Raw genomic sequence first — 17,448 nt, 5'->3', positions numbered from 1 at the left:
AAGAGCTGGGCAGATTTTCAAACAAGCAGCTCAAAGTCTTTTGATTAGTAAACAGCCCGGTTTAGGAGCTTTTGCAAGAAGGCTTAAATCCCGGAAAGGTTCAGGTATTGCAATTAAAGCCACAGCTAGAAAAATAGCGGAACTATACTATAGGATGTTTGATCAGGGAATGGATTATGTAGAGCAGGGAGTAAAGAAGTATGAAGAAAAACTAAAGCGGCAACAGTTGAACTTTGTTATTAAAAAAGCAAATGAGCTAAATTTGCAATTGATTGAAAATTAATATGTTATTAAAAACGTCAATGGTAGCGGAGTCGAAGGATAAGTAAGAGCTTCGACTCCGCTCAGCCTGACACAAAATGATGATTTGAGACAGCCTCATTATTTTTGTAAAATGAAAAAGCTTAGGTCTTTTAAATTTAGCAGCTTCATATTTTACATCATCGCAGCTATCGTGTTTAACTTTAGCTATGATACTCCTGATACGCTTCATACCAAACGCTTTACTAAATTGGGTTATCAAGATAATCTCCAAATAAATGATTATGAATCTTACTATGAATTTTTTTCAGAGTTTATATTAGGTTTAGATCATCATATAGAAGAGCAACAAGAAGCAGAACAAGAACAAACCCTTGTTAAATTAAAGTTATATATCACTCCATTTACAACGCTCCAACTTTTTAATATACCGATGTTTTTATCTGATTTGATTGATTTTAACATCCAAAAGCTACCCAAAGGTAAATTACCCTCCATATTTCTTCCGCCAGAACTATCATTCCTCTTTACAACAACTCTGTAAAAAGAAATTTTTTAAAATTATTTTAATAAAAAAGACTGATGATGAAATATATAATCGGGCTAATGGCATTCTTTTGCTTTTTAGCTTTGTTTAATCAAGCCGTAGCTAAACAAGACACCACAAAACTCGTAAAAGTAGAACATGCAGAACCACTTTATATTGATTTGATTAGAGATTTAGGCGCAAGAAAAGGAGAGAAAGAATGGAATGTGGGTTTAGGCATCCAAGATAATCTTAATTACGATGAGATAGAGCTTTTGGTAGAATATGAATGGGCAGTGGCTAACCGCTTAGGTTTAGAGATAGAAGTACCCGTAAGTTTGTATAGTAAAAATAGCAAGGCAACTATTGGTAAACAACCTTCTCATGCTGTTGAGGGCATAAAAACAGCTTTTCAATGGACATTTCTGGTAAACCCGAAACTCAGAACCTCAATGGCTTTTGGTTATATCAATGAGATAAAATTTACCAACTTAAATGCTATAGCTACCAACAATATATTTACCGGAAATAATTTCAATCCTTTTTTGGTTATTGCCAAAAGGATAGGGGCGCATTACCATAGTTTAGTTTATACCGGACCACAATTTTATAAACCTTTCGGAGATAAAAGTTGGGAAAGCAGCTACGATATAAATACAAACTTTCATTACATGATACCCAGCTCAAGAAATTTTATAGGATTAGAATTAAATAAAACTTTTAGTAACGAGGGTTTTGACATCATGCTAAGGCCCCAAATGCGGGTAAGTATTGCAGATAACTTAATTGTTGGAATTGTTTCTGGTATCCCCGTGAATCGGGAGAATAAAAGGTTTCAAAGTTTTTTAAGGCTTATTTATGAGCCCGGTCATAAACATTGATTTAAAACAGCTTTGCAGAGGATTATTCTGCAAAGCTGTTTCTTTTATTGATGATGAGATTTGATACCTATTTCTAAGTGGGTAAGCAACACGGTAAAACTATCTTTGTCTTTACTCTCTTGTAAAGGATTTGGTGAAATAAGCGATACACTTTTTTGAATATTGGATTTCTGCTTAAGTTTATGCGATTATAACAACTACGACTAACAATTTAAAAAATTTCAACCTCATTTAATTCGATATTTACAACAAGAGCTGTCATTGCCTATGTGAAATTTATTATATTTCATTATTCGATAATTCACCTTCAAACGTTAGATGTATTTTTCTTATATTTTCAGGTTCTCCTATTTTATACTTAGGCATTCTTGCACCAATAAGTCTAGACTTCGAAATCCATGCAAATCCTACTGCATTTGACTGATTTCCTCCATAAACAAGAAAATTTTCTTTATTCTCACCTACATAAAAGCCTACATGCCCACCTCCCTCTCTGGAAAACACTAGTATATCCCATAGCATTTCTCTACCTTTAGTTACAGGTAGGCCCCAGCTAATCCATTGCCTAGCAGCTAAAAGTTTACTCGCAGGAAAGGGATAACCACATCTTTTCGCTACAACTCCAATGAACAATCCACACCATGGAATATCATCATCCGTATACCAACCAGAAACACCAACCTCTTTTGCCCATCTTAGAATATTTGGGTTATTATTCACTCCAGGGATTTCTAATTCACCATAATGCTTTAACGACTCCAGAAGCATTTTTGGAGCATTTTCTTTATTTAGCCATTTATATTTTTCAGGTAGTTGCTTCATGTATTTGAATTAAGAAAATTACTATACTTTACATTATTCTTATTGATTAGATGCTCCCGGTATAAAATCTATATACCCATGGGTAAAAGTGATGCTGCCGGAGGCAGATGTGGTTAATAAATTAAAAGGCCAATCTGAAGCTATATCTCCAAAACCAATAAACTCACCTACAAAAGGAACTTCACCTGATACCGTTCTGGTAAGTGCTATTTTACCTCCACTAGTTCCTAACCTTGTAAAAGTTCCTTCAATTGTCCAACTCTTGCCGTTTGCTTGAGTTCCTCCGAACGTATACCCTAAAATTCCCTGAAAGCGAAAAACTTTACTTATGTCGTTTGATGCAAAATATCCGTTATATTTAAACCTTATTTTATCACCATTTTTAGAGAGAAGATTTCCAGGTACATTATAAGCGCATAAAATAAAATTCTCAGATCCATCATTGGTTACGGGTTCAACAAAATCTACTAGGGTTCTACTATACATACTACCTTCTATAACATCAATTAAATTCTTGATGGCATTCCCTATATCAGTTGACGATGCCGCTGTTTGACCGATTATTCTTTCTGAAAGAAAATTCTTAATATCTTGATAATTCATAGGATTGTTATTTAAAGATGTTTCATAAGCTCCTGCATCTGTAGGAAATGATCTTAGATGTCCTGTTATATCGGTGGTAATTCCATTAATCATGTTAGGAACTAATCCTATACCAATGGAAGTAGCCAATAAATAACCTTCATTATTCCTTAAAAAGTCATCCGGATTGGATGAGTAAACACTACCTGCTCCTTGTGACAATTGCCAGTTATTAAGGCTAAAATCATTAACAATAAGTGGAGGCGTTCCGTCCGAGTAATAAAAAGCGATATATTGTTGACTAATATTTACTCCAAATGCATTATGACTTTCAGTGCCAAAATTCTGAGGGGATGCAATATTTAGTGTTAATCCTTTTGGAAAGATACAACCTTTTAATTCTGTTATACTTTGAGAAAGTACCATGTTTATATCTCCAAGAGTACAATGAAAAGCACTAAATCCTATACTGTTTTCTAAATATATACCTTGTTCTAAAAGGTCTACATTTTTAAATAACGTATTCTCACAATCAATAATTTTTAAATATGTGCCTTTAAAATTCTCTACTAATGGTGATACAGATTGCTCAATAACTCCCATATCATATTGAATCCCGTTTAACGACCTGATATTTTTTACAATCAAATTTTCAGCACTTTTCAGTACTAATCCAGGCCCAAAATTTCTGTTAGAGGTTCCTGTTATAATAGGATTTGTTGATGAATGGTCAAACTTGATGTCTTCAATCAGTATGTTCTTTAAGTCAGGATAAGGGTTTAACCCATCGCCTAATCTAAAGGTGCCAGCTGTAACATTCTTGATTAAAATATTCTTAAAAGTGCAATTTTCTAATTGGTCTGTACCTCTAAAACCGCAAAACCCAAAATTAAGTTCAAGATCTTCATAAGTATGATTTTTTACATTATTACACCTAATAATAGCTCCACTTTCATTCTCTATGTCTGCATTAATGAATCTGATATTTCTAATCAATAAATTTTCTACACCAGATGTTATGATTGCACTACCAGATAGAAAGTTATTATCAATGGTAGGTCTTGTACCCTCAACACCTGCTATGGTTAATTGAAATCCATTGGTGTTAAAAGAAGATATAACTAATACTTCCTGATAAACACCATTATCAAGAATTTCAATCAAATAATCCTCAAGAAATGTTTGAGGAAGGCTGTTAAGAGCCGCAGATATGGTTGTAAATGTGTTATTGTTATTAACTCTTATCATCGCTTATAAATTTGAAATTAAACCTGTACCTTGTGGAAAGTCAGCGTGACTTATAGGCTCTATACCTAATTTTGCTTTCACAATTCCGGTGAGACTTAATAGATTATAGTTTATATCTACATCCGCAACCTTTGTGGAAATTTGTCCTGAAATTATACGTATCTCAAAAAGTCGCTCAGTTAATGAGCTTAAAACCAGAAAATCGCCTGGTTGGGTTTGAATATTTAAAACTGTTTCGCCTGTTAAAGTACCATAAACAGCTGCTCCCAAATCGTTGAAACCTATATATAATCTTAGCGCTAAGAAAATAGAATCATTGCCTTCGCCAATTCCTATAAAGGCATTAACAGACCCATGTCTCATGGCAAGTGCACCGCCCACATTCATTTTTAATCCAGTGTATGATTTAGTTTCTGCGGTACCTGTAGTAACTGCATTGAAAATACCAGGTGGGTTTTCAAGTATTGTTTTACCTGGTTCTATCTCAAAATCTAGTGGCAGTTTAGTGAAATTATCCAAATAATACTCATCACTAGAACCAGAAGCAGTAAACGCCGGACTGTTAGTCACCATACTTTCGTTTCTTCCAGGTGCAGCTTTAATTTTGGCTTTGTAATAGCCAATGGGTCTATCTAAATCGCCTACATTTATTGGTGAGTAGGGCATATAGGATCCATTATTGGTGCTTACAACAATTTCACTTGATCCTAGTTCATGAGTAAAAGCTAGAGTATTTAATACATCATCAGCTACTGCTACAGGAGGTGGAGGCGTGATATTGTTAGATAAAAATATTGGGCTATTTGTAATACCACTTTCATTTCTTCCAGGAGCAGCTTTAATTTTAGCTTTATAGTAGCCCGCAGGTCTATATACGTCTCCTACATTTATTAGGGAGTATGGCATATAAGGCCCATCATTAGTACTGACAACAATTTCACTTGATCCTAGTTCATGAGTAAAAGCTAAAGTATTTAATACATCATCAGCAATTGCTACAGGAGGTGGAGGTGTAATATTTGAAGAACTTGGCATTTTGTATTTTACAAACCCAGTACTGGTTCTATAAGGTTCATAATCCAACAAACTACTTTGTTGTAATGCATCCTCAGTATCGTATACAGGTAAAGATTGAATTACCGTGGCAGATAGTTCAGTATCTCCATTCGGAAAGGATTGCTTTAACTCACTAATTTTAACCTTCTTTGTTGAAGGTGCATTTCCAATCCCTTGAACTACTGGAATATAATCATCATCTTCTAATGGAATTGTCGCATTAGGTAATTGAGATATTTTTGAATTTGCCATATTATTTTTTATGTTTTACGAGGATTTAAATTTTGTTTCACATAGTAATTTATCAGAATCAGAAAGAGTATTTACAGATATTTAAGAAATTCAAATTCACATAAAGTAAGTCCCCTGATACGCTATGAAAATCTATAAATTTGAATTTGTTAGTAACTAGAATTTATATTGATAGTTATTGATAAAGATTCTCTTCTTGATGGGTCTCAATTACTAAGTCTCCTAATGGTTTAGCTACACATATTAATATAAAGCCTGCAGCTATTTGTGATTCAGTTAAGCTTCCTTCTAATTGATCTGGCATAACACCAGAAACATACTTACAAGCACATGTAGTACATTGTCCTGCTCGACAACTATAAGGGAGGTTTAATCCATCTGCTTCAGCTTGATCTAAAATATAGGTATTATTTTTAACATTTATACTCTCATCTAATTGTTCATTTGCATTAATCAATCTAATGGTAAAATTACTATATATAGTTTCGGAAGTGATATCTCCATAAATTATCCAATTATTGACATCTACTTTAAGAATATTAGCTATAGAATGCTGAAATGCAAGCTTGTTTTTATTAGCTGGAGATAACAAAGTAACTCCAGTATTTCCCATTACAGAAGTTTGTCCTGTCCCAGACTGATTTATAATAATTTGAGTTCCAATTTGAATTGGAACCTCTGCATCACTAGGTATTATAATAGTATTAGGTAAAGTATTATCCATAGATACTAAAGCATTCTTATCATTTAGCTGTAGTGTATAGCTAGTACCTGTTTGATTGGGTTTGATAGTAACTTCATTATTCTCGGTTTGAATAGATTGCTTTAACTCAGTAATTTTAACTTTCTTTGTTGAGGGTGCATCTCCAATCCCTTGAACTACTGGAATATAATCATCATCTTCTAATGGAATTGTCGCATTAGGTAATTGAGATATTTTTGAATTTGCCATATTGTTTTTATTAAATATTTTGCATTTAAATAGTATTTTAAATATCAGATTTAGTGATGTTTAAAAATCCTGAAATTTGAGATCTATCTCCATTTTTACTTGTTAATCAAACTTACTTAAGGCCTTCAAAACTTAGAATTCCGACCGAATATACTTCTCTAACCATCTTCATTAAGTCTTCAATAATATAGAAGAATACAAGATTAGAAGTGCTGGTATTATTATCATTACTATTTCACTAAAATTGTACATGTAAATATGAAGGCCTGCTGCCACTTAAATTCCAGTTTATGATAGATTTTTCTTATCTATTAACAATCTTTTATAATTGGCCGCCATCAGTAATAATCCAATTTTTAGGAGAAGATATCAATATATTTTTACCCGTTAAACCAGCAGCAGTATACTTGATAGTTCCAAAATGAATTAAAATTCCTTGATTTACAGATTGCTGAGACCATTGGGTGTATATCGCAGTAAGATAATCAGCAGAATAATTAGCAGATGTTTTCCCAGTCATAAAGTTGGTAAACTGACTTACACTCGAAACATTCCAATTGCTTATATCTTGATTAAATGAAGTAGCATTAGAAAACATATAACTCATATCAGTGACACTACTAGTATCCCAACTTCCAATATTCTGATTAAAAGAAGTAGTAGAACTAAACATACCCCTCATATTAATTACCTTACTAGTGTCCCAGCTGCCGATATCCTGATTAAATGAATTATTTCCAGAAAACATATAGTTCATATCACTGACCTGACTAGTATCCCAACTACCTATATTATGGTTAAACGGGCTACTACTAAACATATAGTTCATCTTAGTAACCTTACTAACGTCCCAACTGCTGATATCCTGATTAAACGATGAAGCACCATAAAACATATAAGACATATTAGTTACTTTACCTGTGTTCCAAGAATTTATATCTTGATTAAACGAACTGTTAAAATAAAACATATCATTCATAGTAGTTACCTGGCTAGTATCCCAGTTTCCTATATCTTGATTAAACGAACTCGCTTGTGAAAACATATTTGCCATAGATATTACTTTACTTGTATTCCAAGTTCCTATATCTTGATTGAAAGCCGTCGCTCTAGTGAACATACCGCCCATAGCAATCACCTGACCAGTATCCCAGGCTCCTATATATTGATTAAATGAGGTGGCTCGATTAAACATACTACCCATAGAGGTCACTTTACTAGTATCCCACCCCCCTATATCTCCATTAAAAGAACTTGCGGAGTTAAATACTGCGCTCATGGTGGTAACCTTACTCGTATTCCAATTTCCTATATTCTGGTTAAAGGATGTAGCATTCGTGAAGAGACCTATCATCTCTGTAACCTGGCCTGTATCCCAACTTCCTATATCTCCATTAAATGATGTTGCGCCAGAAAATATCTGAATCATACGAGTTAACTTACTAGTATTCCATGTTCCTATATTTTGATTAAATGATGTAGCATCATAGAACATACTGTGCATATCAGTTACGTTACTCGTATCCCAAGCTCCTATATCCTGATTAAACGATGAAGCACCATAAAACATCTGAGTCATATCTAGTACATTACTAGTATCCCATGTTCCTATATCCCCATTAAATGATGTTGCTCCATAAAACATATTTGTCATATACCGTAACTCACTTGTGTCCCAAGCACCTATATTTGCAATCGTTGTTATAGCGGTACAATTAGAAAATAAGGATGATGAACCTGATACATCATTTAAATTTAATATATCGGCAACATTTGTCAATACCATATTTTTACAACCGTTAAAAGAACCTCCTCTTTGGATTTGAAGACAGCCCCATTGAAGAACTTCCAAAATCTTAAGTCTGTCTATTGAAAAGAATATCCCATTGATAATCCCAGTACATTGAATAGTATAGGTGCCAGAACTAGGATATGTATGTGTTACTGTTGTTTGGTTAGAGTTGTTGATATAACTATTGGTGCCATCTCCCCAATCTACTATAAAATCATATATTCCAAATTGAATTAATGGCAATTTAAATTGATTGCTTCCAGTGCTTCCGTTATCTAAATTATTCGTTTTTATCACGAATATGAAAGGAGAAGCCTGTTCCTTTTTTCTTAAGTAAGATGTTTGTATTATTCCACTTTTCATACCAGTTCTAATTTTCCGTATAAAACAAACACATTATTAGCTATATAATCTAAGGCAAACGCACTATACTTTTCAGCAGTTTTGTTTGTCTCACTTGCTGCGGTAACTACTGTAGCTCCATTATTAGTAAATATCAGCTGACCATCTCCAATTTGAATCCCTTCAAATCTTGAATTAATTGTAAGTGAAGTATCGACGTTTATTGAAACATCAGTATTGGCTGTGAAATGAAGTGTTTTGTTAATATCTGATTGTACTATTGTATAAGTAGTAGAAGAAATGCTTTTTATTTCTTTAGTTATAGCTCCCTGAATCTGTCCCAGAGTAGCTAATTGATTAGGTGCAACTGCGTCTACTCCTTGAACAGGCAAATCAAATATTGCATTTATAGTTTGTGCTTCATATCTTTTGTTGAAGGAAGTAATACCTGTAACCCCATTCAATTCTATATTACTGGAGGGATTTGAAATATCTGTATTTTCAGTTCTAAGGGTTAAATTTTTAGTATTTAAAGCTGATATATAAAATTTATCAGAATCCGAAGTGAAAGCGCCAGAATCACCAAAAAATGCTCCCGAATTAAAAACAACGTATCCATTAAAATTCTTTTGACCTGTTACATTTTCATATTTATCCCCTGATAAATGCATTACATCGTTATCATCAGCTTTCGAGATAACAGCTTGTTTGAAATCTGCAAAATCTGAATTGGTTATAGTATCTATTACGTCTCCAGTTGTGATATCTAAAAACTGAATAACAGTTTCATCTGGAAATCCTTGTAAATTAAATCTCGCAGCTCCATTGACAATAATCCCATTCTGGTGTGTTGTCGGTTCTGTAAACAATTTCTCACCCCCTATCGTTTCATCACCCGTTTTATGAACAACATTATCATCCTCAACTGCTTGTTTCAATTCACTCACTCTAACCTTATTAGTAGAGGGTTCGTTAGTATCTAAACCCTGAACCACTGGAATATAATCCTCGTCTCCTAGTGGAACTGCTGCGTCTGGTAATTGGGATATTTTTAAGTCTGCCATAATTTTGTTTTTAATGGGTGAATAATTAAATGGTTAAATCTTTTTCTTCTAAATTGGTTAGGCCAGATGAGTTCTCGACTGAAACTTTAAAGCGGTAATAGCGTTCGTCTCCATCCTCATCTACTTTCACTAAATCATTTGGAAGCTGGTATTGAATTTCTGGAGCGTTGGTTTTTATCGTATCTATTTTTTCCCAATTACCAACACTGTTCATTTGGCATAAATAATAAGTGCCATTATAAACGGTTTGTTCCCAATTTAAGGTTACATCTTCCAGTAATTCATCGGTAGAAGCAGGGCCTACTGTATAAGATAAACTTGGTGCTGTAGGATTAATGGTGTCAATAATATTTGCTAAAACTAAAGTCGAAGGAAGTGAGAAAACGTCTTCTGCTTCATTAAACTCGTTTTTTATGGTTCTTACCGCTACCAATCTATAATATAAAACCTCGCCATAAGGCAAAAATTCCAGATCCGAGAAATCATCAATCATGGGTTCGTTGACACTAATTACACCAGCCAATTGCATGGTTTGTACACTCAAAGCATCTTCAATATTAAAAGTACGGTAGATTAAAATTTTATTAACCCCTTCGCTTTGTGGATAATCATTGATTTCAAAAATGACAGATGCAGTATCTCCAGTGATGAAATTATTTGGTTGTGTATAAAACTTTCTGAATTCGGGAGCTTTAGGAGAGGAAGTATCAATCAATTGGATAGGTCCTGTTATCTCACTTCTTTCACTTAATGAGAGCGTATCATTCATTTCTATAGTGTAATAGAAATAGATGGCATTAGATGCACCGTCTAAAGTATAGTCAGTGAATCTAACTATTTTATCAGGGCCATCTACAAATTTTACTGCCATCGGGGCAGCATCATAATCTAAACTTCCTGGAATGAGTAAATTCCCTTCTCTATCACGAATGACAGGTTTTTTAGGTGAAGTTTGATAAACATTGTTTTTCAAATACTTATAAATAACAGGTTGCTCTGTTAAAGGGATAAAAATGTTATTAATGGCTAACTGAACAATTTCATGGTAGGTTTTGTCTGTTCCAAAAATTGCTGCTGTACCAGCTACCAAGCTTTCACTTCCCGGAACAATAGTTTCATTAAAAGGAAATATTGGCGCTTGTGACGGATTGGGATTTGGAATTTTAAATTCATCGTTATCCGGGTTAGGAAAGCCATATCCATTCCATATTTTAAAAGCACCTGTCAACTCATCTACTATTCCATTTGCCAGTTCATTCCACCTGCTGTTGTAGCCTTCGTCATCTTCGATAGCATCTAAATCAGCAATAATCTGGGCAACTGTATCTGATTTATATAGGTTTTCTAAGATGATTCTTTCATCTGCTCTGTAGAATACCAAAGCATAAGGTTCTCTGGTATTCCCCATTGTATTTATTTTGGTATCAAAAGTATAAGTTGCCTTACCGTAAAAATCAGGACGGGTTGCAAATGCCGGACCTATTGGTTTTTCTGGCTGAACAGGCTTAATGATTTCACGAGCTAAAAGTATAGCAGGAGCAGAAAGATAAGATTGAAGCCCTTCTACCGTGTCCTCAGCCAAGCAAGCCATAAAGCTTCTCCTTTCGCCATCTCCTGCTTCTGGTAAAATGGAAGATTCATTAAAGCCTGCCTCAGCCTCTAAATAAACCCGATAACCCGGATGGAAATTGACATCTAAGTTGGTACCCGTAGAAATTGGTATATAGCCATTTTGAGCTTCATAGTTCTTGTTTACATCAAAAGTGGTGTCGTAAACAATTAATTTTAGAGTAGCTGTATTTAAATTGATATTCCATACTTCTAATGGTCTTATTCCGTCTGGGGCGGTTAACCTTACGGAACCTTTATACCATTCTACTTTAGGATCTTCATGGGGTTCTAAAATATAAGAGTCAAAAGTAATTTCATATAGACCTGTTTTAGAGCCAGTAATAAAATTCCCTGAATCATCCTTATCCTCAAATTCAACAATACTTGCTTTTTCAAAAATACCACCAACATTTATAATTTTATTGCCTTCTTCCTGAATTACAGTTTCCTGATGGTTGCTAAATTTTTTCAACGCAACCTTCGCCTGTAAAGCAACAGACCAGCTAGAAGAAAGACTGGTATTTTCAGCAATAGCAAAATTCTTACCTGCTACAGGAACAGGTATATGGTCTACCGTTAATAATTGATTATCTAAATCGGTATCCAAAACAGCAGTTTGTCCGGGTCCCTTAACCGTAAAGATAGGACCTTCACCCGGCTCGGTTGATTGCACAATACTTTCTACTAAGAATTGATCATTATCAATGCTGCAAAGACTATTTATATAATTAATTTCTGTCCCTGGAGCTATATATGGCATCACTACAGAAGCCGGTGAACGACTAAAAATAGTATAACCCTCTGTACGTAATTCAAATACACCTACATTATTTAAATGAGTCACACTTTTAATTCTACCTCTCACAAAATTTAATGCGGTGTTTCTAAAAAAGAAAGCAGCTTGGTTACCATACCAGTAACTCGCTGCATGTATATTATTCCAATCAAATGTTAACCTTACTAAAGTTTTATCACCTGATAAAGCATTCAATCTTATTTGTTCTGCCTGAGTGGTGAAAATCAATGGATTTTCCTCCTGTATCAATTGCACCCCGAAATTTAAAGGAGGTATCAGCGTATTTCGTACAGGAAAAATAGTCTCATCCGTTGCTATTGAATTACTTAACACAGATGATCTGGAAAACCAGTTGATACCATAGACAGCATAAACGTGTATACCTTCATTGGTTTCAGTGTGTGTATAAAGTTCTGTCTCGTTTTTACCTGTAATGGCTACTATTTCTGGTAAACCATTATCATCTATATAAGTTTCATCAACATTAATTGCAGGTCTTTGCCAATGAGCGGCTAAACTATTTTTATACTCTACGCCATACATAATAGGTTTGGTCCTATCAACGTAAGAGAATTCTTCATCCTTTAAGAAGAAACCTTCAAAAGTTTTATCTGTTTCAAAAGGAACTATATCCAGATTAACCGTACGTGAATCATCATAAAGGCTATAGCCATTTATATCTGTTATCAAAGTAGGTGTATCTGTACCATTCTCTACAAACATTCCATACCTTAAGTTTTTTAATTGCGGTGCTACCGGAAGTTTACTGTTTGCTTTACCCACAGGTAATGTGGTATAGGTATGCGTTTTTACTCCGATAGCTGTTGCCGGATTGGTGGTTTCGTAAACTGCTGTGTAAATATAACTGTCGGATAAATTAGCCACCTCTGTATCTATATATCCAAAACCTAGCATTCTTGCAATGTGAAAATCAAATGCTGTTAGTTTTAGCATGGGTAAATAGCTAAAAGAAAAACCTTCTTGCACCTCTGCTTCTGGGTCAATCACTTCTGGCGGATTAATAGCCTGCGGATTGGCAGGGTTGGTACTTAAAGTAAGATATTCCAAAACACCATATTTCAGTCCTATAGCTGCTGACCATTTATTTTGGTAATTAGAAACTTTTACTTTATCATCTCCATTAAAGCGTGGCCATTGATTGTCTATAGCATAATCTCCGGGTTTTTCTAAACGGGTAAACACTTCATTATCATCTATTGAAAGCGCCAATTGTGTCACTTCTTCCCATTCAGAAACAGAATTTTTACCAGCGATAAAATCATCATAAGTTTCTAGCCATAGCATAGATGGATAGCAATTATCACCTTTAAACCTAATGTATTTGATGTTTTCTGCTATAATTTGCCTGCTGCCACTTCCAGCTTCTTCTAACTCAAGCCCGTTATCGTTTTCTTGTAGCAGTAAGCCTAAATTTTCTTTAATGATAAGCCCGGTATCTGTTACAAATTTTTTCCTGTTTGAAATAAATACCTCGTTACTACCATTATTTTCTGTAAGGGATATAGATTCTATTCTCGCAATATTGGTTTTCCTGTCATCATTTACCTGCATATACAGTTTTGCAGAAAACATCAATAAACCTTCTACTTCTGCCTCTATCACATGCTTATAATTTTCCAGAAAACTCAGGCTATCTGTTAGCGGATTGTAAAGCTGTTTAATTCGGTTATACTGCGTAATATTGGTGAACCTGATGATGACATTTCTTGATGTAGCAGGAGAGCCTGAAACAGGGATGATATTTTCGAAACGCCATACTTTTTCTCCTTGAATATCAATGATCTCAGAGGGTTGCATAGTGGCAAAATCTATTACAATAGGATAGCTTTGATTATACACAGTTCGGTATATCTTTACAAAATCATCGGCTTTATTAAAACCGGAGGTAGTATAATAGGGGCTAGAAGGGGATGACGCAAGATTACCCTTAGGGATATGAGACTCCCCGAGCTCTCCAAGCATATCCCAACGCAAATGTATACCTGTCGCGGTTCCATCATTTCCATCAGAGCCTGCTCCTTGTAAATAAAGGTTAGGCGATTGTGCTAATAGGTTTTGTACAGGTATAGTTGACATGCTAGTTTATTAGTTTATTAGTCATTAGTTATGAGTTTGTTAGGTAATCAAAAGCTACCTCTTGCGAAGACACATCAGCATAGGTTCTACCATCAAACTGTTTATATTTAAATGTAAAATTGTAATTGCCCGGCAGCAAATTAAGGCTGGCGTTGCTTATAAATGCTTTTGACCTATCTTTTGAAAAAACAACCAGATGGTCTGCTTTATTTCCTCCGTTGAAAGCTAATTGTATAGTATCTGCCAATTCGCCTACTGATATTTTAGGATCGTTGAAAGGTTCAGGACTACGTAGCAGGATTCCAATATTCTGACCGCTGAGGCTGTCTATGATGAAATGAAAATCGGTGGTTACCGCTGGTGCCAAAGCTCCTAATTTTAATATCCCATCAATCAGCCTGTCAAACCTGTCTGCATATTCCCCAGATTGACTTGGGTTAGTAGGAGAGGTAGGGTTTAAATAGGTTAAGGCATCACTGATGATTGTAGGGCCAAATTCTTTTTCAATTTTATAAACTGCCTTTTTAATAGCTATCCCAGCTTCATTTTTTAAGATACAACTTTGTACTTGTGCAGAAAAGTCTGAATAGAGAGAAGTTTTAAATACATAGCTATGAATGAGTATACTATCTTCTTCACTGTCATTTGCACCTTGATAAACCGCATTAAAAAGAGCCGTATATAACCTGTCTGGTTTCAAATCGTTTGAGGTAATGCTTACTTGTTGTACTACAGCAAGGGGCTTAATCATTTGTTGAAAACCAGAACAGTTAAACCCATTGGAAAGATTGTTGATGATTTTCATTTCTCCTGGTACATTAGGTTCTTCATCTTTCCCCCAATTATTGATACCTTCCAATACAGGTATAGGCTCCTCCGCAGAAACAGGTTCGGTAGGGTCTTTAATCAGGATCTGCATTTTTGAAAACACACTTCCCGTACCATTATAGCCTGCAAAATCGCTAAACATGGTATATACGTAATCGTATTTATAATACAGTGATAGTTTAGGGTCATTATAAAACAATGGTTTAGCATTTATTAAACGCCCATCCGCATTTGGGTAAGACCTATCCATATCTATGTAATGTTTCAATACAGCTAATTTGTATTGATCTTCTAAATCTTTTTGTAATAATGCCTGATAGTCTGGCCTCAATACAAATGCATTATTTGATTTATAGCGATGGAAATGCCCTAATGGTCCTACTGTTTTAAATATAAAATTATAGGTATTGGTATATTCTTTCCCTCCTTTATCTAGTAAATCTTGTGTTTGCACCATTAACCTATAGGTGGTATCTGGTCTCCAGATGGGTTGTAAACAAGCTTCAAAACCTTCTTTCATGGTGTTTACAGAGGCTGATACGGCAGCTTGCCCAGGAATTACGCTATTGAAAGAATAATCTACAACATTCTGTAAGGTTAATTCAAAAAGCATCACCTGGCAGCTAAATGGATTACCTTCTTCTAATACCAGTAAGCCTCCATCTTCTTGTAGTAACCTCACCTTAGCAACAGTATTTGAAATTTCATCCAAAAACATCCCATCTATTGTGCAAGTGCCTAAAGGTTGGATAATGATTTTATCTACCGTTACCTCTCCATTTCCTTCATAATCATAGATAATTTCTGACTCCAATTCATTTGGAAGATAGGTTTCCTGGGTAATCTCTGTATAATCATAAACCGGAAGCTGGCTATAATCATCATAGCCTGTCATGACCAATTGGAAATAAGTAACCGACACCCCTTCAGCATAAGTGCCCAAAGTCATTTTTACCAAGGCATAAGGTTCAGGTAAAAATATTTCTATAATTCCTTTAGCTGCCAATGCGCTGGTTAAGCCTAGCGTATGGTTGAAATAATAGATTAAACCGCTTGCCCCGCTCAGTCTGAATAATACATCGCTATACCATGTTTTTTTATCCTGCTCAAAAACTGTATTTATTGTAGTAAAGAGAATGTTTTTAGTGGGTTTCATCTGCCCCTGGCAAAATAAGAAGCCGTCTTCAAAACCCATCTCTTCTGGGGTAACATCCGGAATTTGTGCAGTATAAGAAAGTGACGACCTGGAGAAGATGCGTAATTTGTTATACTTATTAGGATCTTCACTCTGCCAGTAACCATATTTAAGATCAGCTAAATTGGGTGTGATATCTAGAGACTGACCTGTGGCATCACTTAAAGGGGTTAATGCTTCATAAACATTGTATTCTACCCATGCCCCCTGGCTATTTTGTGCATAAAGTTGAATGTTTTTCAGTTTAAAGGTATGACGTACACGTTCTGATTTTGCTTTTTGAGGAGCTACATATTCTATAAAATCTGCACCTTGCCCCACTGGTCCAAATTTCTGAAGTTCAGGCGTGTTAGCTAAACCCAAACCTTTCAAAAACTCTATATCAATATAACTATCTACAGGAATGATATAATCATTGATGTTTGCTGGAACCGCAGTACTAGTGCTGCTTACATATAAAGGGAATGTTTCTCCCGACATAATATTTACCGCCCGTACTGTTGATGGATCTAATAAAGATATCTCGCTTAAATCAAGATCTTTATTGAAATTCCAGGTAAAGTCAATTTTATAAGGACCGCCCAATTTCTTAACTGGCCATGGTAATTTAAGTTGGAAAGCTACCGCACCAGAGACAATGAAAGGTTTTGGTGCTTCTGCAGCTAATGAAGCATCTAAGGATATTCCAATTTTAAACTTGAGTACGTAAACACTTGCATAGCCACCAAAACGTATACTTCCGCCTATTTGAACAGGTTTAAAACTTACTTTACCCGCCAGTTCCAGATAAACGCCAGCTTCTATACCAATAGCCTTTCCTAATCCTTTTTTAAACGACCATTTAGCACCAGCTCCGGCTCTGATACCCTGTTTGCCTATCATGAAATAGAAATAGGAATCAAAAAGGGTGAAGATACGGGCAGTTACTCTCTTTTGTTCAGGATTATCTCTGCCTACATTTAAATACCATGATCCGGCACTGCCATAAAAGAAGCCCATCTCTGTTAGTCCGTTAACAGCGGCTATTTTCCCACTATCAGCAGGTATGTTTAGTTTAACCCCAAAAGCTGCTTCCACAGATGTAGAAGAAAGGGCAAGCATGGCAGAAAAAGGTGGGTCGTTGGTCGTATCTAAATCTATACG

At 35.1% G+C, this 17,448-nt stretch carries 10 protein-coding genes and 1 pseudogene; 3 read left to right on the top strand and 8 right to left on the bottom strand.

The window, feature by feature from the left end:
• The 3 genes and pseudogenes from H510_RS20240 to H510_RS0112100 form a co-directional block, all read left to right on the top strand.
• Positions 1–283, top strand: a pseudogene (locus H510_RS20240) (IS110 family transposase); the annotation flags it as partial.
• Between the two features lie 111 nt (positions 284–394).
• Positions 395–805, top strand: a complete 411-nt coding sequence (locus tag H510_RS0112105; RefSeq protein WP_026904570.1) for a hypothetical protein — start codon at positions 395–397, stop codon at positions 803–805.
• A 38-nt stretch (positions 806–843) separates the two neighbouring features.
• Entirely contained in the window at positions 844–1,668 is an 825-nt protein-coding gene (locus H510_RS0112100) for an HAEPLYID family protein (protein ID WP_155977958.1), read from the top strand.
• 279 nt (positions 1,669–1,947) lie between these two features.
• Here the strand turns inward: H510_RS0112100 and H510_RS18815 are convergent, their stop codons facing one another.
• The 8 genes from H510_RS18815 to H510_RS20235 form a co-directional block, all read right to left on the bottom strand.
• Positions 1,948–2,490, bottom strand: a complete 543-nt coding sequence (locus H510_RS18815; protein ID WP_036692735.1) for a TIGR02594 family protein — start codon at positions 2,488–2,490, stop codon at positions 1,948–1,950.
• A 39-nt stretch (positions 2,491–2,529) separates the two neighbouring features.
• Complete coding sequence (locus tag H510_RS0112090) at positions 2,530–4,320, bottom strand: hypothetical protein (protein WP_026904568.1); 1,791 nt, start codon at positions 4,318–4,320, stop codon at positions 2,530–2,532.
• A gap of 3 nt (positions 4,321–4,323) precedes the next feature.
• Positions 4,324–5,628: a hypothetical protein gene (locus H510_RS0112085; RefSeq protein WP_026904567.1), complete on the bottom strand. Its 1,305-nt coding sequence runs from the start codon at positions 5,626–5,628 to the stop codon at positions 4,324–4,326.
• Positions 5,629–5,803: 175 nt separating this feature from the next.
• Positions 5,804–6,580, bottom strand: a complete 777-nt coding sequence (locus H510_RS20710; RefSeq protein ID WP_281168251.1) for a 2Fe-2S iron-sulfur cluster-binding protein — start codon at positions 6,578–6,580, stop codon at positions 5,804–5,806.
• A gap of 322 nt (positions 6,581–6,902) precedes the next feature.
• Complete coding sequence (locus H510_RS19625) at positions 6,903–8,735, bottom strand: BspA family leucine-rich repeat surface protein (protein ID WP_051291192.1); 1,833 nt, start codon at positions 8,733–8,735, stop codon at positions 6,903–6,905.
• Complete coding sequence (locus H510_RS0112070; protein ID WP_026904565.1) at positions 8,732–9,778, bottom strand: hypothetical protein; 1,047 nt, start codon at positions 9,776–9,778, stop codon at positions 8,732–8,734. Before H510_RS0112070 ends, H510_RS19625 begins: the two co-directional genes overlap by 4 nt.
• Before the next feature lie 25 nt (positions 9,779–9,803).
• Entirely contained in the window at positions 9,804–14,282 is a 4,479-nt protein-coding gene (locus tag H510_RS0112065) for a hypothetical protein (RefSeq protein ID WP_026904564.1), read from the bottom strand.
• A 28-nt stretch (positions 14,283–14,310) separates the two neighbouring features.
• A partial coding sequence (locus tag H510_RS20235) for a hypothetical protein (RefSeq protein WP_036692730.1) occupies positions 14,311–17,448 on the bottom strand: 3,138 nt, incomplete at its 5' end.

Origin of the sequence: Pedobacter glucosidilyticus DSM 23534, from assembly GCF_000425145.1 — a bacterium.
Lineage (GTDB): Bacteria > Bacteroidota > Bacteroidia > Sphingobacteriales > Sphingobacteriaceae > Pseudopedobacter > Pseudopedobacter glucosidilyticus.
This window is presented reverse-complemented; position numbering and strand designations above follow the sequence as displayed.

Coding starts and splice junctions, on each gene's coding strand:
- H510_RS0112065 (WP_026904564.1), bottom strand. CDS start 14,282: ATGTCAACTATACCTGTACAAAACCTATTAGCACAATCGCCTAACCTT.
- H510_RS0112085 (WP_026904567.1), bottom strand. CDS start 5,628: ATGGCAAATTCAAAAATATCTCAATTACCTAATGCGACAATTCCATTA.
- H510_RS0112105 (WP_026904570.1), top strand. CDS start 395: ATGAAAAAGCTTAGGTCTTTTAAATTTAGCAGCTTCATATTTTACATC.
- H510_RS0112070 (WP_026904565.1), bottom strand. CDS start 9,778: ATGGCAGACTTAAAAATATCCCAATTACCAGACGCAGCAGTTCCACTA.
- H510_RS18815 (WP_036692735.1), bottom strand. CDS start 2,490: ATGAAGCAACTACCTGAAAAATATAAATGGCTAAATAAAGAAAATGCT.
- H510_RS20710 (WP_281168251.1), bottom strand. CDS start 6,580: ATGGCAAATTCAAAAATATCTCAATTACCTAATGCGACAATTCCATTA.
- H510_RS0112100 (WP_155977958.1), top strand. CDS start 844: ATGATGAAATATATAATCGGGCTAATGGCATTCTTTTGCTTTTTAGCT.
- H510_RS19625 (WP_051291192.1), bottom strand. CDS start 8,735: ATGAAAAGTGGAATAATACAAACATCTTACTTAAGAAAAAAGGAACAG.
- H510_RS0112090 (WP_026904568.1), bottom strand. CDS start 4,320: ATGATAAGAGTTAATAACAATAACACATTTACAACCATATCTGCGGCT.